Annotated in this window: 22 protein-coding genes; 6 read left to right on the top strand and 16 right to left on the bottom strand. The window is 66.9% G+C overall.

Features of this window, described 5'->3' with window-relative positions; genetic code table 11:
• Positions 1 to 36 precede the first annotated feature (36 nt).
• From IEW24_RS11815 to IEW24_RS11785, 7 genes are all read right to left on the bottom strand, one after another.
• Positions 37 to 792 (bottom strand): ABC transporter ATP-binding protein, encoded by a 756-nt coding sequence (locus IEW24_RS11815; protein WP_188578666.1) that lies wholly within the window; start codon positions 790 to 792, stop codon positions 37 to 39.
• Positions 793 to 799: 7 nt separating this feature from the next.
• Positions 800 to 1,654 (bottom strand): ABC transporter permease, encoded by an 855-nt coding sequence (locus tag IEW24_RS11810; protein WP_188578664.1) that lies wholly within the window; start codon positions 1,652 to 1,654, stop codon positions 800 to 802.
• Between the two features lie 189 nt (positions 1,655 to 1,843).
• Positions 1,844 to 2,818 (bottom strand): ABC transporter substrate-binding protein, encoded by a 975-nt coding sequence (locus tag IEW24_RS11805; RefSeq protein WP_188578662.1) that lies wholly within the window; start codon positions 2,816 to 2,818, stop codon positions 1,844 to 1,846.
• 60 nt (positions 2,819 to 2,878) lie between these two features.
• Positions 2,879 to 3,664: an enoyl-CoA hydratase gene (locus tag IEW24_RS11800; RefSeq protein ID WP_188578660.1), complete on the bottom strand. Its 786-nt coding sequence runs from the start codon at positions 3,662 to 3,664 to the stop codon at positions 2,879 to 2,881.
• Entirely contained in the window at positions 3,661 to 4,878 is a 1,218-nt protein-coding gene (locus IEW24_RS11795; RefSeq protein WP_188578658.1) for a CaiB/BaiF CoA transferase family protein, read from the bottom strand. Before IEW24_RS11795 ends, IEW24_RS11800 begins: the two co-directional genes overlap by 4 nt.
• Positions 4,875 to 6,161, bottom strand: a complete 1,287-nt coding sequence (locus IEW24_RS11790; protein WP_188578656.1) for an amidase — start codon at positions 6,159 to 6,161, stop codon at positions 4,875 to 4,877. The genes IEW24_RS11795 and IEW24_RS11790 overlap by 4 nt, the downstream gene beginning before the upstream one ends.
• Before the next feature lie 102 nt (positions 6,162 to 6,263).
• Positions 6,264 to 7,154 carry a LysR family transcriptional regulator gene (locus IEW24_RS11785; RefSeq protein WP_188578654.1) on the bottom strand — a complete coding sequence of 297 codons (891 nt, stop codon included), beginning with the start codon at positions 7,152 to 7,154 and terminating at the stop codon, positions 6,264 to 6,266.
• 178 nt (positions 7,155 to 7,332) lie between these two features.
• Between IEW24_RS11785 and IEW24_RS11780 the strand changes: the two genes are divergently transcribed.
• Positions 7,333 to 7,731: a hypothetical protein gene (locus IEW24_RS11780; RefSeq protein ID WP_188578651.1), complete on the top strand. Its 399-nt coding sequence runs from the start codon at positions 7,333 to 7,335 to the stop codon at positions 7,729 to 7,731.
• A 172-nt stretch (positions 7,732 to 7,903) separates the two neighbouring features.
• The gene (locus IEW24_RS11775; RefSeq protein WP_188578649.1) at positions 7,904 to 8,563 is read left to right on the top strand and encodes an aspartate/glutamate racemase family protein; all 660 of its coding nucleotides are present in this window, start codon (positions 7,904 to 7,906) and stop codon (positions 8,561 to 8,563) included.
• A gap of 9 nt (positions 8,564 to 8,572) precedes the next feature.
• On the opposite strand, the gene IEW24_RS11770 is transcribed toward IEW24_RS11775, so the two are convergent.
• From IEW24_RS11770 to IEW24_RS11745, 6 genes are all read right to left on the bottom strand, one after another.
• On the bottom strand, positions 8,573 to 9,244 hold the full coding sequence (locus tag IEW24_RS11770; RefSeq protein ID WP_188578647.1) for a flavin reductase family protein: 672 nt from the start codon (positions 9,242 to 9,244) through the stop codon (positions 8,573 to 8,575).
• A 33-nt stretch (positions 9,245 to 9,277) separates the two neighbouring features.
• The gene (locus tag IEW24_RS11765) at positions 9,278 to 10,210 is read right to left on the bottom strand and encodes an N-carbamoyl-D-amino-acid hydrolase (protein ID WP_188578646.1); all 933 of its coding nucleotides are present in this window, start codon (positions 10,208 to 10,210) and stop codon (positions 9,278 to 9,280) included.
• A gap of 66 nt (positions 10,211 to 10,276) precedes the next feature.
• Complete coding sequence (locus tag IEW24_RS11760; RefSeq protein ID WP_188578644.1) at positions 10,277 to 10,942, bottom strand: amino acid ABC transporter permease; 666 nt, start codon at positions 10,940 to 10,942, stop codon at positions 10,277 to 10,279.
• Entirely contained in the window at positions 10,942 to 11,625 is a 684-nt protein-coding gene (locus IEW24_RS11755) for an amino acid ABC transporter permease (RefSeq protein WP_188578642.1), read from the bottom strand. Before IEW24_RS11755 ends, IEW24_RS11760 begins: the two co-directional genes overlap by 1 nt.
• 7 nt (positions 11,626 to 11,632) lie before the next feature.
• Positions 11,633 to 12,412 (bottom strand): amino acid ABC transporter ATP-binding protein, encoded by a 780-nt coding sequence (locus tag IEW24_RS11750; RefSeq protein ID WP_280514973.1) that lies wholly within the window; start codon positions 12,410 to 12,412, stop codon positions 11,633 to 11,635.
• A 58-nt stretch (positions 12,413 to 12,470) separates the two neighbouring features.
• Entirely contained in the window at positions 12,471 to 13,328 is an 858-nt protein-coding gene (locus IEW24_RS11745; protein ID WP_188578641.1) for a transporter substrate-binding domain-containing protein, read from the bottom strand.
• A 198-nt stretch (positions 13,329 to 13,526) separates the two neighbouring features.
• Between IEW24_RS11745 and IEW24_RS11740 the strand changes: the two genes are divergently transcribed.
• From IEW24_RS11740 to IEW24_RS11725, 4 genes are all read left to right on the top strand, one after another.
• Positions 13,527 to 14,210, top strand: a complete 684-nt coding sequence (locus tag IEW24_RS11740; RefSeq protein ID WP_188578640.1) for a GntR family transcriptional regulator — start codon at positions 13,527 to 13,529, stop codon at positions 14,208 to 14,210.
• A gap of 68 nt (positions 14,211 to 14,278) precedes the next feature.
• Positions 14,279 to 14,947 carry a spermidine synthase gene (locus tag IEW24_RS11735; RefSeq protein ID WP_188578639.1) on the top strand — a complete coding sequence of 223 codons (669 nt, stop codon included), beginning with the start codon at positions 14,279 to 14,281 and terminating at the stop codon, positions 14,945 to 14,947.
• 110 nt (positions 14,948 to 15,057) lie between these two features.
• A complete protein-coding gene (locus tag IEW24_RS11730; RefSeq protein ID WP_188578637.1) occupies positions 15,058 to 16,095 on the top strand; it encodes a 3'-5' exonuclease in 1,038 nt (345 codons plus the stop codon).
• A 63-nt stretch (positions 16,096 to 16,158) separates the two neighbouring features.
• Positions 16,159 to 16,770, top strand: coding sequence for a hypothetical protein (locus IEW24_RS11725; RefSeq protein ID WP_188578635.1), 612 nt, complete (start codon positions 16,159 to 16,161; stop codon positions 16,768 to 16,770).
• Positions 16,771 to 16,777: 7 nt separating this feature from the next.
• Here the strand turns inward: IEW24_RS11725 and IEW24_RS11720 are convergent, their stop codons facing one another.
• From IEW24_RS11720 to IEW24_RS11710, 3 genes are all read right to left on the bottom strand, one after another.
• A complete protein-coding gene (locus IEW24_RS11720) occupies positions 16,778 to 17,629 on the bottom strand; it encodes an IclR family transcriptional regulator (RefSeq protein ID WP_188578632.1) in 852 nt (283 codons plus the stop codon).
• Between the two features lie 112 nt (positions 17,630 to 17,741).
• Complete coding sequence (dapA, locus tag IEW24_RS11715; RefSeq protein WP_188578630.1) at positions 17,742 to 18,665, bottom strand: 4-hydroxy-tetrahydrodipicolinate synthase; 924 nt, start codon at positions 18,663 to 18,665, stop codon at positions 17,742 to 17,744.
• A 29-nt stretch (positions 18,666 to 18,694) separates the two neighbouring features.
• A complete protein-coding gene (locus tag IEW24_RS11710) occupies positions 18,695 to 20,476 on the bottom strand; it encodes an ABC transporter permease subunit (protein ID WP_244644315.1) in 1,782 nt (593 codons plus the stop codon).

The following is a 20,476-nucleotide window of genomic DNA, read 5'->3' as shown; positions in this document are numbered from 1 at the left end:
GACGCGGAACCGGTTCCCACTTCCGCTGGAATGGCTTCAGTGCGCGCCGCGCATCTCGGCCATGATCTCGGCCTTGAACTGCACGAAGTCCGGTGTAAGCAGGTGATCAATCGAGCGCGGGCGCGGCAGGGTGATGGGAATGTCGCGCGTGATGCGGCCGGGACGGGCGGTCATGATGCAGACCCGGTCCGCCAGCAGGATGGCCTCGTCGATGTCGTGGGTGACGAACAGGACGGTGGTTTTGAAAGTCTGCCACACGTCCAGCAGCAATTGCTGCATGGACAGGCGCGTCTGCGCGTCCAGCGCCCCGAACGGCTCATCCATCAAGAGCGCGCGCGGCTGCATCACGAGGGCGCGGGCGATGCCCACGCGCTGGCGCATGCCACCGGATAATTGCGCCGGCAAAGCATCGTGGAATGCCTCCAGCCCAACCACGCGCAATATCTCCTTCGCACGCGGCTCGTAGTCCGAACGCGGCACGCCCTGCACCTGCGGGCCGAAGATCACGTTCTGCCAGACGTTCAGCCAGGGCAGGAGGGCGGCCTCCTGAAACACCACGCCCCGGTCGGGGCCGGGTTTCACAACTGATTTGCCGTCGAAGGAGATGGCACCCTCGGTCAGTCCCTCGAAGCCTGCCACCATGTTGAGCAGGGTGGACTTGCCGCAGCCGGAGGGGCCGAGCAGGGCCATGAACTCGCCTTCGGCCAGGTGGACGTCCACATTGTCCAGCGCCCGCACGCCTTGCGGACCACCGAACACTTTTGAGACGCCGGTCATCGAAACGGTGCCCATGGCGTCCTCACGCGTTGAAGGATTGCAGGCGGCGCCAGCGGAGCACCCAGTGCTCCACGCGCACGATCAAGAAGTCGCTCAGGTAGCCGAGCAGGCCGATGGAGACCATGTCGGCGATCACGATGTCCATGCGGCCGACGTAATAGGCATCCCACAGCACGTAGCCGAGGCCGGATTTCACCGCGACCATCTCGGACACGATCACCGCCGTCCAGGCGATGCCGAGCCCGATCCGCAGGCCGGTGAAGATGGACGGCAGGGCCGCCGGCAGCACCACCCGGCGCAGCACGGTGAAGGGCGAGGAGCCCATCATCAGCGCGGCGCGGATCCAGTTCTTCTCCACGTCCCGCGTGCCGTGGGTGGTGTTGATGACGATGGGATAGAAGGCGCCGATGGTGATCAGGAACACCGAGCCGAAATCCGAAATGCCGAAGATGGCGATGGAGATGGGCAGCCAGGCGGTGATGGGCACCGGCCGCAGCCACTGGATGGTGGGGTCCACCACCATGGCGAACAGCTTCCACCAGCCGATCGCGATGCCCAATGGCACGCCGATGACAATGGCCAGCGCGAACCCCTTGGCGACGCGGATGGCGGAGAACACCACGCTTTCCGCCCATGTGCCCGAATAGGGATTGAGGCCCATGCCCTTCGGCCCGAAGGCCCATGTGACCCAGGCGTTCCACGCCCGGTCCGGCGTCGGCAGCGCGCCGCCGAACAGCGCGCCATTGGTGCCTGATGCCTGCCACAGCGCCACGAGGGCGATGGGCAGGATGAGGGCAAGCACGATGGCGCCGGCTTTCGGGACGACGAGGCGTCCGGTGAGGCGGCGGGGGCGCGCGGCCGAGGTCAGGGTAGTCATGAGCCGCTCCGGGACACGTCGGATAGAAACTGGTCAGTACAGAATAACGCGCGGACGCCCGGGGGATTGAAAGGGCGTCCGCGCGCCGACGGGTGGCAGGGGCGGGCCGGTTGCCTGTGACTGGCCGGACCGTGACCGGTTAGGCCGGTCCCTGCGCCCCGCTCGGGGCGTGCGACAAGGACAAGCCGCTCAGGACTTCATGGCCTTGTCGAGATAGGAGGCGTCCCATGCGCCGTCGATCTGGCCGGTGACATCCTTGGGGATCACGCCCAGTTCGTTGAACGCCTTGGCCTGCCGCTTCAACTGGTCCGGCGTCACCACCGGACCGAGCTTGATGATCTCGGCGATGCGCAGCGAGATGTCGGCATCGAGGCCGGTGAGCTGCTGGATGGCCTTGCCGAAGGCGGCGGGAGAGGCGCCGAGCGTGGTCATCTCCTTCACATAAGCGGAGACGAATTTCTGCACGGCGGCTTCCTTACCGGCGATCTGCTTGCGGTTGGCCGCCAGCATGCCCAGCTCCGCGCCGGCCGCCTTCGAGGTGCTGTAATCGAGGTTCTTGGCGAAGAAGCCGTAACCCTTCATCACCGGCACGCTTTCGAACGGCTCCCAGGTGACGATGGCATCCACTTCGCCCTTCTCCAGCGCCTGATCGAAATTGGCGCCACCGCCCTGGATGTTGATGGCCTGGAAGGAGTTGTAGGGAATGCCCTTCTCGATCAGCGTCGCGGCGAACTGGAACCACACCGCCGAGCCCGGCGCGATGGCGATCTTCTTGCCCTTGATGTCGTCCCAGCTGTCGAGCTTCACGCCCTTGCCGCCGATGACGTACTTGGGCGAGGAGCCCACACCCATGAGGCCCACGAGGCTGTCGGAGCCGTTGGCGAGCGAGATCGGAATGTCCGCCGGGCCGATGGTGGCCAGATCCAGGGAGCCCGCCTGCAGCGCCGTGCGGGCATCCGCATAGCGGGCGAATTCCACCAGCTTCAGGTCCACGCCCTGCGCCTTCAGGGCATCGGAAATGAGGATGATGGGAGCGATATGCGCCACCTTGGCGTAGCCCACCGTGAGCGTGACCGGAGCCCCCTGGGCGCGGGCGGCGGAGGTGGCGCCGACGGCGGCTATGGTCAGCCCCGAAAGGCCCGCAAGAAACGTTCGACGATGCATGGTCTGGTCCCCTGGAAGGTTTGTTTTGTGCGGACGCGTCATGAACGTGATCGGGCGCCGTCAGGCACCGGTGAATTGCGGCTGTCGCTTCTCCTTGAAGGCGGCTTGCCCCTCACGGTAGTCGGCGCTTGCGAAGCAGGCGGTGACGAGATCCGCCACCTGCTCCGGCGTGCGTTCCGCTTCCGGCCGCGCCAGCTCGATGAGCGCGCGCTTGGCAGCCATGAGGGTGAGCGGGGCGTTGGCGCCCATAAGGTCGAGATAGGCAGCGCTGTCGGCGGCGAAGGTCTCCATACCCCACACCTGCCCGACGACTCCGAGGCGCAGAGCCTCGGCCGCGTCCAGTATGCGGGCGGAGAAGAGGATATCCGCCGTCGCATCCGGTCCCAGCTTGCGGGCGATGAGTGTGACGCCCTCATAGCCATAGCCGAGGCCGAGCCGGGCCGCCGGCACGCGGAAGCGGGCATCGGAGCGCGCGAGGCGGATGTCGCAGGCGAGCGCCAGCCCGAAACCGCCGCCGAAGCAGATGCCGCGGATCACCGCTACCGTGGGCTTGGATGCTCCCGCCAGCGCCCGCATGCCGTCGGCCACCGCCGTGTCATAGGCGGCCACCGCGTCCGGATCGGAGCGCTTCTCGCCGAACTGCGAGATGTCCGCACCGGAACAGAAGGACTTCTCACCTGCGCCTTCCAGCACGATGGCGCGGATGGCAGGATCGGCCGAGGCGCGCGCGATGAGGCCGGGCAGGGCGCTCCACATGTGGAAGGCCATGGCGTTCATCTTCTCCGGCTGGGAGATGATGATGCGGGCGAGGCCATTCTGGCTGGAATAGAGAAGATCGCCGCTCACAGCACGCCTCCCGCCTTGAGATCCGCGATACGCGCGGCATCAAGGCCGATCTCGGCCAGAATGTCTGCGCCGTCCGCTCCTTTGTCGGAGAGCGGAGAGACGACAGCGGCCGGCGTGCGCGAGAGGCCGATGGGCTGGCCCACCAGCGTCACCTCGCCCAGCCGGGGATGGGGGACGGTGCGGGCGATGCCGAGATGCCGAACCTGCTCGTCCTCGAAAACCTCGTCCATGCGGTAGATGGGACCGGCGGGCACGCCCACTTCCTCCAGGCGCTGCAACCAGTTGGCCGAGGTATCGGAGGCGAAGATGGGGGTGAGCAGCGCCCACACCTCGGCGCGATGGGCGAGGCGCTCGGGTTGTGTGGCGTAGTCGGGATGGTCGACGAGATCGCTGCGCTGGATGGCGCGGCAGAGGTCGCGCCACTGGCCGTCGCCGCCCACCGCCAGATTGATGAAGCCGTCCGCCGTTTCCACCACGCCCATGGGGGTGGAATAGGGATGGTCGTTACCCGCCTGCTCGGGCACCACCCCGTCCACGAGATAGCGTGCCGCCTGAAAATCGCAGAGCGCGATCTGCGCCTGCAGCAGCGAGGTCTGCACCCACTGGCCTTCGCCGGAGGTGTCGCGTTCGCGTAGCGCCACGAGGATGCCGGTGGCGGCATAAAGGCCAGCTGTGGAATCCGCGGTCGCGACACCCGCCCGCACCGGTCCCTGTCCGGGCAGCCCGGTGAGCCACATGAGCCCGCCCATGCCTTGCGCGATCTGGTCGAAGCCGGCGCGGCCGACATAGGGGCCGTCCTGCCCGAAGCCGGAGATGGAGGCGAGAATGATGCGCGGGTTGCGGGCTTTCAGCGCCTCATAGTCGATGCCGAGACGGCTCTTCACGTCGGGCCGGTAGTTCTCGACCACCACATCGGCGGTCTCCACCAGCTTGAGGAACAGCTCAAGCCCTTCCTTGCGCTTGAGATTCAAGGTGAGCGAACGCTTGTTACGGTGGAGGTTGAGCATGTCGTAGCCGTCGCGGGCACCCGACATGGTCTCGTTGGGGTCCACCCCGTCCGGAGCCTCGATCTTGATCACGTCGGCGCCGAAATCCGCGAAGATGCGGCAGCAGGTCGGCCCCGCGCGCACCCGCGTCAGATCGAGGATGCGCAGCTTCGACAGCGCCGTAGAAGGCGGGACAGGGGCCGCGAAGGCCGTGGCGGTTGCGCTCACGCGATACGCTCCTTGGATGTCGTGTCTGCGGCCTCGGTCTCGGGCCGGGTCCGATGCCCGTTGCTGAGCGACTGGATATGATGAACGAGCGCCAGCAGCGCGCGGTCTGAACCCTGCGCCCCCACCATCTGCGCGCCCACGGGCATGCCGTTGCGATCCCGGCCGATGGGGAAGGTCACGACCGGCAGTCCGAGCCCGCTGGCGAAACGGCAGAAGGCGGACAGGCGATAGAGCGTGCGGCCCGAGAAACCGGGTGTCTGCGGATCGCAGTCGGCCACGGTCGGTGTGGTGCAGGGCATGGCCGGCAGCAGCACCGCTTCGCCGTCCTGAAACAGCGCTTCGGCCAGCGGTTCCGCGGCCTTCAGCGCGGCACGGCAGGCGGCAAGGTGGCTCTCCCCCAGCGCCCGCCCCTTGGCAAGACGGGTGGCGAACAGGGGATCGTCCGTGGCGGCGGGAATGGACGCCAGTGAGCGGGCGCTCTCTCCCAGCAGGAGCTCCAGCACCGGCTGGTCGGTGGCGGCCACGAGCGGGCCGAGAGCGGCGGGCCGGAACGTATGACCCATGCGGCCGATGGTGGAAACGGCGGCGGCGAAGACCTCGCGGATGTCGTCATCGCAGGCTTCCACCAGATCCCAACCCACCCGCAGGCTGCGTGGAGCGGCCCGGCCGTGGGTCGTGAACAGCGTGGAGACGCGCTCCAGAAGGTGCACGTCACGGCCGAGGAAGCCCAGCGTGTCCAGCGAGGGGGCGAGGGGCATTACGCCTTCCAGCGGCAGTAGGCCCCGCGTGGCCTTCCACGAGCTGACCCCGCAGCAATGAGCGGGAATGCGCAGCGAGCCGGCCGTATCCGAGCCGATGGCGAGCGGCACGCAGCCTGCCGCCACCGCCACTGCCGAGCCGGAGGACGAGCCGCCGCAGATGCGCTCGGCGTTCCATGGATTGATCGGCCGCCCGCGCCACCGGTTGGCGCCCGAGGGATCGAAAGCCAGGGGCGTCATCTGGGTGAAGGCGACGGCGCGGCCGCCGGCGGCTTCGAGCCGGGCGATCAGGGGCGCAGTCACGGTGGGCGGCGCGGCTGGTGCGTGGTCGAGCCCGAGGGTGGGCGGGCGGCCGGCCACATCCAGCATGTCCTTGATGGCGTAGGGGATGACGCCACCGGCGTCCGGCGTACGCAGCTCTACGAAGGCGTTGGTCGCCTGCCCCAGTGCCGCGCAGCGGGCGTGGGCGGCGGCGATGGCCTCCGGTCCCTCCCGTCCGTCGCGGCGTGCCTCGAAAGCGTCCATGCCCAATTCCCCGTCACAAGCAGAGTATCAGGGCTGCTTCTGGTTCGTGGAATGAGAAAAGGGGGTAGGCTGATTTCGCAAAACGCGAAATGTTCCGCAGCGTCACTTTCTGTCGCGCAACTCCTCCAGCAAGCGTCGAGTGGCGTTGGGCAATTCCTCACTCTCACGCACGCAGATGGCGATCTCCCGCACCGCCCATGGCTCGTCGAGGCGGACGATGGCGAGATCGAGCGCAGTGGTGAGGGGGCGCAGCGCCGCTTCGGGCAGGATGCCGATACCCAGCCCATGGCTGACCATCTGGCACATCACCTCGAAGCTGCGCACCTGCACCCGCACCTTGAGATAACGGCCGAACTCGCGCGCCCGCTCCATCACCAGCCGGTTGACGGCGGTGCCGGCCTCCAGCGCCACGAAGTCCTCGGAGATCAGATCGCCGAGGGTGACGCTCTCGCGCGCCGCAAGGGGGTGGTCCTTCAGCGTCACCACGGCGAGGCGGTCGGTGGAATAGGGGTAGCAGATGAGCCCGTCCACGGGATGGCCCAGCACGATCACGCCGAGGTCCGCCTGCTTGCGGGTGAGTGCGGTGATGGTGTCGGCAGTGGGGCGCTCGTCGAGGTCGATGCGGATATCGGGATGGCGCAAAGCGAAGGCGGCAAGGTCCGGCGCGAGGCGCTGTACCAGGGCCGAGCTGGAGGCGGACACCCGCACCTGCCCGCGCGCCCCGGTGAGATGGTCGGCCAGACCAGCCACATAGCGATCCGCCAGCATGAGCACGGACTGCGCATAGGCGAGCGCGGTCTGGCCAGCCATGGTGGGCTCCACCCCGTGCGGCAGGCGCCGGACCAGCGGCATGCCCGCTTCTTCCTCCAGCAAGCGCAGGCGGCGGCTGGCGGCGGACAAAGCGAGGTTCATGCGCTCGGCCGCCTTGGAGAGGCTGCGGGTTTCGCACACGGCCACGAACAGGCGCAGGGATTGGAGGTCGTGATGCAGCATGACATCTCTTCTCGCGCGCTATGGCGCGCGTGGGAAGATGCCGTGTCGTTCTTCATCGGCGCAAGCACAGCCTCGGGTGATTTGGAGAAGGTACAGGATAGCCTTCGCCGACTCGACTCAGGACGCGCCGCTGTTACGTTGCCTCCGGGAAGACGGCTTGGGCCTGAGGGAGGCTGATATGAAACTGAAATCCATCGCTGCGCTGGCGCTGATCGGGCTTGGCATTGCCGGTTGCGTCACCGATACGCAGAACAAGGAAAACATGCTCGCCGCCGCCGGTTTCCGGGTGCGCGTGGCGGACACGCCGGCCAAGGTGGCCTCGCTGAAGTCGCTGCCGGCGCACAAGTTCACCGTGCAGATGCAGAACGGCCAGCCGGTCTATCTTTATGCCGATCCGACCGTCTGCGGCTGCATCTATTACGGCAATCAGGACAATTACGGCTCCTACCAGCAGATGATGTTCCAGCAGCGGCTGGCCAATCAGCAGCAGATGACGGCCATGATGAACCAGATGAACGCCCAGCAGATGGCGTTCGACTACGGCCCGTGGGGCGGCCCCTTCGTGCCGATGTACTGATCGGCCGGTCAGGCTTCACGTCACTGGATGTCCGGGAGGGGGCGGTTTCGCGGAAGCGGGCCGCTCCCTTTTCGTTGGGACGTGGACAAGAGGTCATCTGCCGGACTTAACTGTTCCATGACGCTGGGGAATGAATGCTGCCGCCCAGTGGGACAGAACGGGGAAGATGAGAATGGCGCGAGGCGAGATCGTCGTGGTCAATCCCAACTCCAACGCGGTGGTGACGGCCGGCTTCGATGCCGCGCTGGCGCCTCTGCGCTTCGCCGACGGGCCGGCGATCCGCTGCGTTACGCTGGAGGACGGTCCCTATGGCGTCGAGACGCAGGAGCATGTGGAGCAGGTCGCCATTCCGCTGCGCCGGCTGGTGGAGCGGGAGACGCGTGCGGGTGCCTTCGTGATCGCCTGCTACAGCGATCCGGGCCTGCACGTCTGCCGGGAGGGCACGAAGGCGCCGGTGTTCGGCATCTGCGAGAGCGCGCTGCTGATGGCATTGGCGCGGGGCGACCGCTTCGGCGTGATCGCCATCGGCGAGGGCACCATGGCCCGCCACCAGCGTTACGTGCGCCAGATGGGCCTGATGGAGCGCTTCTCCGGCGAGCGGCCGCTCAACATGAGCGTTGCCGAGAGCGCTGCGGGCGACAACACGCTGGCGCGCATGATCGAGGTGGGCGGCGAGCTGGTGAAGCTCGACCGCTGCGACGTCATCGTCATGGGCTGTGCCGGCATGGCCCGGCACCGTCAGGGGCTGGAGGCGGCGCTGGGCGTGCCGGTGATCGACCCGGTTCAGGCGGCGGTCACTATGGCCATCGGCGCGGTGCGCGTCGCCGCCTGAGGTCTGCGCTCAGACCGTTTCCTTGGCGGCGGCTTCCTGCGCGGTGCGGGCGCTGAACTGCTCGTAGGTCTCGCGGTCCATGGAGAAGCGGTCTTCCAGATGCGCATACATGGTGCCGCCGAGGCGGCCCACCGGCTGGTAGGTGTCGTAATTGGTGCGCAGATTGGTGGGGTCCAGCACGCCGGCGCGGGTGTGCAGGGCCAGCACCTCGCCGATCACGAGGTCGCGGCGCGGGCCGAAGTTGAGCGTCGTGACCTGCTTGCACTCCATGGCCACCGGCGAGATGGCAAGGCGCGGCACCGGCCCGTGGGTGCCGGGAACGAGCGGGATGCCGAACGCCTCCGGCTCGCCTTCCTCGGGCGGGAAGTTGATGGCGCAGTTGTTCATCACCTGCGCTGTCGCCTCATCTACGAGGTTCACCACGAAGGCACGGGTTGCGTGGACGTTGACCAGCGTGTCCTTCACCCGGTCGCCGGGCTTGGTGTCCACGCTGAACATCACCAGCGGCGGGTCTTCCGAGATGACATTGAACAGCGAGAAGGGCGCGGCATTCACCACGCCCTTCACGGATTTCGTCACCACCCAGGCGATGGGACGCGGCACCACGAGGCCGGTGAGCAGCTTGTAGCGGATCTCGGGATCAACATTCGCGAAATCGAAGCTCATGTCGGCAGTGGTCATGCGCGTGTCCTCATCGCCTAAGGGGAAAGGGGATCAGTCCTCCGGCGGCAGAATCACGCCGGTCTGGGCGGTAATGCGCCCATAATGCTCAATACGCCGATGGCGCTTGAAATCGAACACCGTTTCCTTGCCGAAGACGGTATCGTCGAGGTCGCACGCATGCACGATGATCTCGTCGCCCTCGGTCTTGGTCTCGGCGACGATTTCCCCGTCCGGATTCACGATCACCGTGCCGGCCATCAGATGGTTGCCGTCTTCCGAGCCGGCCTTGGCGACCGCGATCACCCAGGTGGAGTTCTGGTAGGCGCCGGCCTGCACGGACAGCTTGTGGTGGAACAGGCGCTGGTTGAGGGCTTCGGCGCCGCGCAGGTTGTTCACCGAGGGGGTGTTGAAGCCGAGCACGATCATCTCCACGCCCTGCAGGCCCATCTCGCGATAGGTCTCGGGCCAGCGGCGATCGTTGCAGATGGCCATGCCGAAGATGCCGCCCATGGTGCGCCACACCGGGAAGCCGAGGTCGCCGGGCTCGAAATAGCGCTTCTCCAGATGCTGGTGAGTGCGCTCGGGCTCGTACTCCACATGGCCGGGCAGGTGGATCTTGCGATACTTGCCCACGATCTTGCCCTGCGGGTCGACAAGGATGGAGGTGTTGAAGTGGTGGCCGTCCTCCGTCAGCTCGGCATAGCCGAAGCTGAGGCCCATGCCGTATTCCTTCGCCTTGTCGAACAGCGGCTGGGTGGCGGCGTTCGGCATCTCGGCCTCGAACCACTCGTCCGCCTCGGCGCGGTTCTCGTGGTACCAGCGCGGGAAGAAGGTGGTGAGTGCCAGCTCAGGATACACGATCAGGTTGCACCCGGCGGTCTTGGCCTCTTCCATGAGGGCCAGCATGCGGCTGACCACTTCCTCGCGGCTTTCGGCCTTCTGGATGGGGCCGAGCTGGGCGGCCGCGACCTTGATTTCACGCATATGGCTTAACTCCTCGCGCGCGGCCCCCTGAAGGCGGATCCGCGCTTTCATTTTGATGGGGTGATGTCAGGTGCCCAGCCGGTGCTCGAGGCGGCTCATGAGGCGCACCACGGGCCACAGCAAAGCGAGATAGATGAGCGCCGCCAGTACGATGGGCGACGAATTGAAGGTCACGGAGCGCGCCATGTCGGCGGAATAGAGCATCTCCGGCAGCGCCACGACGCTGGCCAGCGAGGTGAGCTTCACCACTTCCACCGTGTTGGAGACGAGGTCCGGCAATACGTTGCGCACCGCCTGCGGGATGACCACGTGGACGAGCGTCTGCCATGCGGTCATGCCGGTGCAGCGCGCCGCCTCCCACTGGCCGTGCGGCACGCTTTCCAGTCCCGCGCGATAAACCTCGCCATAATAGGCCGAGGTGTTGAGGAACAAAGCGAGCGTGACACAGGCGAAGGGCGACAGGCGGATGCCGGCGAAGGGCAATCCGGCGGAGATGGCGATCAGCAGCACCAGCGGCGGCAGTGCGCGCAGCAGGTCGATGAGCCCGGCCAGCAGGCCGCGCAGCAGGCGTGAATGCGACCGGCTTCCCAGCGCCACGAGGAGGCCGCCGACGAGGCCGAGCGGGATCACCGCGCAGCACACCAGCAGCGTCATGCCGAGGCCCCTGAACACCAGGGGCGCTGCCTGCGCCATGATGTCGAGGTTGAAGAATTGTTGCAGGATGGCGTCCATCAGCCACGCCTCCAGGCAAAGCGGGTCTCGATCCAGCGCCCGACGATGACCACCGGAATGAACAGCACGAGATAGGCCAGAGCGCCCATCATCAGCGGCGTGGCGCTGCCGGAGAAGCTCTGCGCCGTGGTGGCCTGATTGAGGATTTCGGGCACGCCGATGACGGTACCGAGCGCGGTGTTCTTGGTGATGGCGATGGTGCGGTTGGTGAGTGGCGGCACGGTGAGGCGGATGGCCTGCGGCAGCACGATCCAGCACAGGGTCTGGAATTCGGTCATGCCGGTGCAGCGCCCGGCCTCCCACTGGCCCTTGCGCACCGAGACGATGCCGGCCCAGAACACCTCTTCGGCGAAGGCGGCGAGCACCAGCGATAGCACCAGCCACAGCACCGCGAAGCTCGGCAGGGTGATGCCCACATTGGGCAGGCCGAAATAGACGATCAGCACGATCACCAGCGGGGGCAGGGCGCGCAGCACGTCCACCAGCACGATGATCAGGAAATTGACGGCCCGCAGCCGGAAGCTGCGCACCACCGCGAGCGCGAGGCCCAGCGCAATGCCGGTGACGATGACGCAGGCCGCCACCTCCACCGTCACCAGCATGCCCTTCAATATGTCGGGCAGGTAGCGGGCGATGATGGTGGGGTTGAAGAAGGTTTCGAGAAACAGTGAGCCGCCGGTCATGATGGGCTCAGTGGCTGAGTTCGGAGAGGAAGGCCTTGACGCGCGGATGCGCATCCGGCCCGAACAGCACCGCAGGCGGGCCGTCCTGCACCACCTCTCCGTTCTCCATGAACACCACGCGATCCGCGAAATCGCGGGCAAAGCGCATCTCGTGGCTGACCACCACCATGGTCATGCCGGCCTTCTTCAGGTCGCCCATGGCAGCGAGCACGCTGCCGGCCAGCTCCGGATCGAGCGCGGATGTGGGTTCGTCGAACAGCAGGACGGTGGGCTCCAGCGCGATGGCGCGGGCGATGGCCACGCGCTGCTGCTGGCCGCCGGAGAGCTGGCTCGGGAAGTTGCCGGCCTTCTCCTTCAGGCCGACGCGATCCAGCGCCGCCATGGCGATGGCCTCGGCCTCGGCGGCGCTCTTGCGCAGCACCTTGCGCAAGGCGAGCGTCACGTTGCCGAGCGCGTTCTTGTGCGGATAGAGGTTGAAGGACTGGAACACCATGCCGAGCTTGCGGCGCATCAGGTTGATGTCGGTCTTCGGGCTCAGCAGGTCCACGCCGTCCACGAAGATGGAGCCGTCGGACGGCTCCTCCAGACGGTTCATGCAGCGCAGCAGCGTGCTCTTGCCGGAGCCGGACGGGCCGATGATGAACACCAGCTCCTGCCGGGCCACCTTGAGGTCGATGCCCTTGAGCACCTCAACCGCGCCGAAGGTCTTGCGCAGGGCGCGGATGTCCAGCATCGGCTCGACCGGCGCGGAAGGGGAGGGATCGGGAAGGGACACGGGCGCTGCCATTCGTCAGTCGGAAGGAAAAGCGCGGGGGCTCGTCGCCCCCACGCGCGTCAGCCTGTGATCAGGAGCAGGAAAGCGGATGCTCGGTCTTGTCGTAGCCGGGCAGCTCGGGAACGCCGTAGCCGGGGAAGATGGTGACGGCGGCGGCGCCGGCGGCGGGCTTGGTGCCGAACCACTTCTCATGCAGGGCGGCCATGGTGCCGTCCTTCTTCATGCACTCGATGGCGGCATCGAGCTTGTTGCGCAGGGCCGCATTGTCCTTGCGGACAGGGATCGCCCACACGAGGCCGGTGGAGTGCAGGTAGGACAGCTTGATGGCGGGATTGTTCTTCACCGCCCAGGCCGAGACCGTGTTGCCGGCCACGTTGGCATAGGCGCGGCCCGTCACCACCGCCTGGATGGCGTCGGAATTGGTGCCGTAGCTCTCGACTGTCCAGCCCATCTTGTCGGCCAGTTCGCGCGCCCAGCTGTCATAGGCCGAACCCTTGTTGACCGCGATCACCTTGCCCTTGAGCTGGGCGAGATCGGTGATGTCCGCCGTGTCCTTCTTCACCACGAACTGGAAGTCCGTGTTGAGGTAGCCCTCGGTGAAGAGCATCTGCTCGGCACGGTCCTTGTTGGCCGTCACCGGGGCGGCGATGAAATCGTAGGTGCCCGCCTGCATGCCGGGAACAAGGCCCGAGAATTGCGTAGCGTCGATGGTGATCTTGGAGCCCAGACGCTTGGCGAGTTCGTTGGCGAGGTCGATGTTGAAGCCCTGCACGCCACCGGAGAGGTTCGGCATGGCGTGGGGAGCGAAGGTGCCGTCCACGCCTGTCTTCAGTTCCTGCGCGACCGCGCCGAAGGGGAGGGCGGCGATGGCGGCAACGGCCAGCGTCCGGGAAACGGTGGAACGGGTCAGCGAGAAGAGGTGGCGCATCGATGGATCGTCCTGTGCGTGGAGAGGGGAAAGCGGCGCGTGCCAATTCTCCCCGCCGGGTCCGCCACGCCTTGCGCTGCTTCGCTTCGCAAGGGTTGCGCGACATAGTATGCCGGTGGTATTCCACTTTGGTCAATGACGGGCAGAGCTTAATTTTTGGGCATAGTTCGTTTGGGGGCGGTCAGGAGGATGGCGGATATGACGAGCACAGCGGACGAGGTGAAGATCGCTCCCCGCCTGACCGAGGTAGCCTATCGCCAGTTGCTCGACATGATCCTGTCCGGTCAGCTGGAAGCCGGCTCCGTGGTGCAGGAGCGCAAGCTCGCCAAGGCGCTGGACGTCTCGCGCACGCCGCTCCGCGACGCTCTCTTCCGGCTGGAAGGCGAGGGCCTGCTGATCCGCCGGGGCGAGGGCGCCCTGCAAGTGAAGACCGTGACCCTGGAAGACTACAGCCACGCCTTGCGGGTGCGCGTCACGCTTGAACGCGAGGCGGCGCGGCTGGCGGCGGGCCACGTGCCGGCGAACGTTCTGGCGCCGCTGCGCGCGCGCATCGTCCAGCTCGTGAAGGCCGCCGAGGCGGCCGGCGGCGAGTTGCCCGGCCGCGATGATCTCGACGCAGTGGACGAACTGCTGCACGAGGCCATCGCCGAGGGCAGCGGCAATCCGCTGATGGCGGATCTGATCCGGCAGGTGCGCCAGCGCTCACGCCTGTTCGGCCTGGAGCGCCGGCCCGGCCGCATCCGCGAGATCTGCGCCGAGCATCTGGAGATCATCGATGCGCTCGCCGCCGGCAAGGGCGACGAAGCCTGCACGGCCATGGAGCGCCATCTCGGCCGTGTCATCGAGGATCTGAAGCAGCGCGTGTTCGATCCGCGCGGCTGACGGCTTTGCGGGCACGCCGCGGCGTGTATGGTGGCGCCCGTTTTCGAAACAGATGAAGCCGTGACTCCGTGATCCCCTGGGTACTTCTCGATACCGCGCCGCTGCCCGGCGGCGGCGACCTGCGCCTGAAGCAGCGTGGCACCGAATTCTCCATCATGCTCGGCCCCATCGAGCTGATGAACAGCCGCCTGTCCGGTTCGGAGGAAGCGCTGGCGCGGCTGACGCTGGAGAAGCTCTCCGGGTCCAAGGCGCCGCACATTCTCATCGGCGGGCTGGGCATGGGTTTCACCTTGCGGGCGGCGCTGGCGCTCTGCCCGGCGGATGCGCGCATCACGGTGGCCGAACTGGTGCCGGCGGTGGTGGACTGGGCGCGCGGCCCCATGGCCGAGGTGTTCGGCGGCTGCCTCGATGATCCGCGCGTTTCGATCCATGTGGGCGATGTGGGGGCCTTGATCGGCAAGAGCCGGGGCGGCTTCGACGCCATCCTGCTGGACGTGGACAACGGCCCGGACGGCCTTACGGTGGAGGCCAACGACCGGCTCTATGCCACGGGTGGCCTCGGCGCGGCCAAGGCGGCGCTCACCCCGGGCGGCGTGCTTTCGGTGTGGTCGTCCGCGCCTGATCCTCGCTTCAGCCAGCGCATGCGCAAGGTGGGCTTTCAGGTGGAGGAGGTCCCCGTGCGGGCCTCCACGAAGAAGCGCGGTGCCCGCCACATGATCTGGCTCGCCACGGCTTGAAGCCCGTTCCCCACAAGCGTTTCGGTGCGCCGTCGCGCCCTCTTGCCGCCCTCAGGTTATGATTTGCTAACCATTGAGTGAGTCGCGGCAGCGGGTGGAGGAGCCGAATCATGGCGCAACAGGCCGATTTCTTCGCCTTGCTCGCCCTTGACGATCTGTCGCCCGAAGAGGTTGCGGCTCTCGCCAAGCCACGCCGCAAGGTGCGCGCCAAGGCCGGGGTGGCCAAGACGGACGAGGTCAAGCCCAAGCCGGGTCCCGCCGTTGCCTATGACGCCGTGCACGAGGCTTATGCCTGCGAGCTGGAGGAGACCGGCCGCTACCGCGTGCTGCGCAAGCTCCAGCCCCGCACCGTGTTGCCGCGCGCGCTGGAGCCGGGCGAGAAGCTGGCGGTGATCGTGGACACCGAAACCACCGGCCTCGACCACCAGAAGGACGAGGTGATCGAGCTGGGCATGGTCGCCTTCACCTATCGCGAGGGCGGCGAGATCGGCGATGTAATCTCAACCTTCAGCGCCCTGCGCGAGCCCTCCGTGCCCATCAGCGAGACCATCACCCGGCTCACCGGCATCACGCCGGAGATGGTGAAGGGCCATGTGCTGGACCTTGAGGCGGTGGCCCGCTTCATGGAGCCGGCGTCCCTCGTCATTGCCCATAATGCGCGTTTCGATCGTCCCTTCTGCGAGCATCTGGCCGAGGGCTTCGACGGCAAGGCGTGGGCCTGCTCCGTGCAGGAAGTGCCGTGGGGCGATTTCGGCTTCGAGGGCGTGAAGCTCGGCTATCTCATCGGCCAGTGCGGCATGTTCCACAACGGCCACCGGGCCGTGGACGATTGCCACGCGCTGCTGGAAGTGCTCGCCGCGCCGCTCAAGGAGGCCGAGGGCACCGGCTTCGCCCGCTTGCTGGATACGGCCCGCAAGCCGCGCTATCGAGTCTGGGCCGAGCAGAGCCCGTTCGAGATGAAGGATGCGCTGAAAGCGCGGGGCTATCGCTGGAACGACGGCTCGGACGGACGTCCGAAATCGTGGTGGCGGGAGGTCATGGAAGACGGGCTCGACGAGGAGATCCGCTTCCTGAAGGAAGAGATCTACCTGCGCGAGGTGGAGCCCTACGTGCAGAAGCTCACCGCCTTCGACCGCTACAAGGCGTGATGGCAAAGTCTCTCCTTTTCGTGCCGGAGCCATTAGGCTGGGTGCAGGGAAGGGGAGGCCATCATGGGGGCAAGGGTGATCGGCTCGGGCGTGGGACGCGCGGCTTGGCGCGCGATAGTTGCCTGCTGCGTGCTTGAGGTCATCTCGTTCTCAGCGGCTATGGCTGCCGTCGACAAGAGGGCGGATCGCGCAGCTTTCGTGCAGCGTGTGGGGTGCGAGATTGATCGTCGCATTCGGATCGTGGCTGCGCGTCCGCCGGGGAAAAATCGCTTTGTCATCGCCGGGGTGCCCGCGAAAGGGCATGCCTATGCGCAGTGCCTGATGGTGGAGGAGGGCTCCTCCATCCTGTGCGAGGTGGCATCGGGTTTCTATCTGAAGCAGAAGGGAGACCCCAGCACGGTTGAGGTGCCGGCGCGCGTGCGTGCGCTCCTCGCGGCCGAAGGCTTCGATACCGATCCTTCGGAGGGCAATTTTCAGCGCCACTGGACGCCTACCAATCTCTCTGCCGAAATCGAGGCCACCGGCCGCTCTCTGGCCGGCCTGTTGTATGATCTCTATGGCGCCCGTACGCCGGATGACGTTGAATATGAGGTGCCCGGCGCTCCGGAATTGGCCCGGGCCGCATTGTGCGTCGCGCCGGTTGCGCGTCTGGCGTGGCCGCACGCAGCCTGCTGAGCACCGCTCAGGAGGACAGGCGGACGGCGCGCTGCTTCGAGATGGAGGTGGCGGCCACCTGTACGTTGTGGGCCAGTTCCGCCTCGGCGCGTTCCGGAGTCCAGCGGCTGGTGGGCACCGAGATGGTGATCGCCGCCACGGGCTTGCCCTGCTCGTCGGTGATGGCCGCGCCCACCGAGATGTCGCCCATCACAGCCTGATTGACCGTGATGGCATAGCCGCGCTCGGACGCCTGCCTCACCCGCGCCATGAGCGCTTCCGGATCGGTTTCGGTGAAGGGCGTCAGCGGCGTCAGGTTGGTGTGGGCGAGGATCTCCCGCTGCTCGGCTTCGGACATGCGCGAGAGCATGGCAGTGCCGGAGGCGGTGAAGAATGTGGGCAGGCGGCTGCCCACCACGATGTCGATATGGGCCATATGCTGGCCGGGAATGCGGGCGATGAAGACGATGTCCGGCCCGTCCAGCTCCTGAAGATTGGCTGTCTCCCCGAGCCGGCGGCTGACGTCGAGCAGGTAGGGCAGGGCCTTGTCCACCAGTTCGTTGGCGCGCAGGTAGCTGTAGGAGAATTGCAGCACCTTGGACGTCAGCGCGTAATTGCGCGTGTCCGGCACGCGCTTGATGTAGCCGAGCGTTTCCAGCGTGTGGACGAGGCGCTGGGCGGCGCTGCGATCCAGCCCGGAAGCACGGGCGATGTCGGCCAGCGTCATGAAGCGGTGCGGGCCGTCGAAGGCGTGCAGGACCTGGAATGCCTTCTCCGTCGAGCCGACGAACAGCGAGGAGCGGCGCTTGTCCGCGCCGGCATCACCAGCGGCATCGGGGACGGCATCGGGCGCCGGGGCGGTGGCGGGTTTCTTCGGCATGCGCATCGGCTCTTTCTGTCGGCTCGGTGGGCCGTCCGTCAATCGTCCGCGTGGCGCTTCTTCGCCTGAAAAAGAGGCTGGCCGCCGCAGGGAGCGGCGGCCAGCCATTGTGTCAGGAAGCGAGGGCGGCGGGGGCCGTGCCCTCGAACTCCGGCAGCAGGCGCGTCACCTCGGCCCGCAGGCGCTTGGCGAGTTCGGGGTTGGCGGAAACCAGCGGGGCCAGCATGCGCGGAGCATCGACGCCAACGAGGTCCATCACCGCCTTCATGGGGCCGGGATTGGTCTCTGCAAAGGCCATGTTCATCAGCGGGATGAAGCGACGGTGCAGGGCGAGGGCCTCCTGCGTGCGGCCGGCGGTCGCCAGATCGAAGACCTTGCGCCAGGCGCGGGGCAGCAGGTTGGCGGTGACGATGATGCCGCCCTTGGCGCCCGCCGCCAGATGCAGCGGGAACAGGCTGTCCTCGCCGCTCAGCACGGTGAAGTCCGGCGCCACGCCCGCCACCACCTGGAGGAAGTGGTACATGTCGAGATTGCACGCCTTCATGCCGATGATGCGCTCGTGCTTCGAAAGCTCGTGCAGGATCTCGGGCTGGACGGCGTGGCGGGTGCGATAGGGGATCTCATAGATGAGGATCGGCAGCGGCGAGGCATCGGCATAGCGCAGGAAATAGTCGCGGATGCCGGCCTGGGTGGGGTTGGTGTAATAGGGCGTCACCACCAGAAGGCCATCCGCGCCGGCCTGTGCGAACTCGCGGCCCGCCTGAAGCGCGTCATGAAAGCCGGTGTCGAGCACGCCGGCGATCACCGGCCCCTTGCCCTGCATGGCCTCGGCAGCGAGGCCGGCGAACTTGATGCGCTCGGCGCGGGCGAGCGCCCCGTATTCACCCGTGCCGCCGAGCGGGACGAGGCCATCAACACCCTGCTGCAGCAGCCAGGAGAACAGCGCCTTGGAGGCCGCGACATTGATGGTGTCGTCGGCGTTCACCGGCGTCGGGGTGGCGGGCAGGATGCCCTTGAGCTGGGCGGAAGTGAGCATGGAACTGGGAACCTTGATACTGGGGTGGATCAGGACGCTGCGCTGCGCCGACGCAACCGGTCGGCCACGAAGATCAGCACTGCGATGAAGACGAACAGGCAGGTGGAGACGGCGGCGATGACCGGAGACACCTGAAGCGTCACCTCGTCCCAGAACTGCTTGGGCAGGGTGGCGTTGAGGCCGCCCGAGGCGAACAGCGCGATGGTCAGCTCGTCGAACGAGGTGGCGAAGGCGAACAGGAAGGACGACATCATGCCCGCCCCGAGAATGGGCAGGGTGACGTGGCGCAGGGTGGCCAAGGGCCGCGCGCCGAGGCTCTGGGCGGCGAGATCGAGCCGCGTGTCGTAATTGCGCAGCACCGCCATCATGGTCATCACCACATAGGGCACCGCCACAACAGTGTGGCCGAGCACGAGGCCGAACGCCGTGCCGACGAGGCCGATGCGGGCGAACATGTAGAACAGGCCGACCGCGATGATCATGCGCGGCACGATGATGGGCGAGAGCACGAAGGCCAGCATCAGGCCCTTGCCGCGCATCTCGCTGCGCACCAGCAGGAAGGCCACCGGCGTGCCGATCAGCATGGCCAGCACGCCCGTGCCGATGCCGACGATGAGCGAGCGGGTGAGTGCCTGCATCCAGACCGGCGAGGCGGCCATCTGCTGGTACCATTGCAGCGTGAAGCCCTGCGGCGGCCAGTTGAGCCCGCCCGAGCCGAATGACAGCGGGATCATGAGAACCGCCGGCAGGCTCATGAGGATGAGCAGGCCCCAGACGAAGCTGCTCAGTGCCAGCGGCGGCTTGCCGGTCTCCCGCTTGCGGCGGGGGAAGAGGGCGATGATGCGGTCGCTGACGTCGCCGAGCACGGTCAGGATGACGTCGCCTACCCTATGGCCAAAACCCTGCGGCTTGGCGGAGGCGGCACGCGGCGCGCCGGACCCGGTCATGGTGGAGAGGCCGAGCACCTTGTCGTAGAGCACGAACACCAGCAGCACGACCACGAGCAGCAGCACCGAGATGGCGCCCGCAAAGCCCCAGTTGAGCGTCTGCTGCACCTGATCGATGATCAGCTGCGTGATCATGGTCTCCCGCCGGCCGCCCAGCAAAGCGGGCACGATGAAGAAGCCGATGGCGGTGACGAATACCATGATGGCGGCGGCGGCCACGCCCGGAAGGGACAGCGGGAAATAGATCTTCCAGAACGCGGTGCCGGGCCGGGCACCCAGCGTCGATGCGGCGCGGGGCAGGCTGCGGTCGATGTTCTCCATCACCGAGAGCATGGTGAGGATGGCGAGCGGGATCAGCGCATGCACCATGCCGATCATGGTGCTGTTGAAATTGTAGAGCAGGTCCAGCGGGCGATCGATGACACCCATGGAGGTGAGCGTCTGATTGACCACGCCGCGCCGGCCCAGAATGACGATCCAGGCGAAGGCGCGCACGAGGAAGCTGGTCCAGAAGGACAGCAGCACCCAGAACAGCAGCCGCGCCTTGCGCTGCGGCTCCGCCACCGAGATCAGGTAGGCGATGGGATAGCCCAGGATCACCGACAGCAAAGTGGTGAAGAAGGAGATCTTCAGCGTGATCAGCATCACGTTGAAATAGAGCGGCGAAGCGAACAGCTGCTGGTAGGGCGCCAGCGTGAAGCCGTCGCGGCCCCACACGCTCAGCGACAGCAACTGGCCGACGGGATAGACGAGGAAGGCGAGCAGCAGCACTACCAGCGGCGCGGCCATGAGCACGCGGCCCATGGTCTTGCGGCGGGCGGCGGCGCGTCCTTCCGGGGAGGTGGGAAGATGGGCGGCGGTCAT

The organism is Azorhizobium oxalatiphilum (genome assembly GCF_014635325.1).
Classification (GTDB): domain Bacteria; phylum Pseudomonadota; class Alphaproteobacteria; order Rhizobiales; family Xanthobacteraceae; genus Azorhizobium; species Azorhizobium oxalatiphilum.
This window is presented reverse-complemented; position numbering and strand designations above follow the sequence as displayed.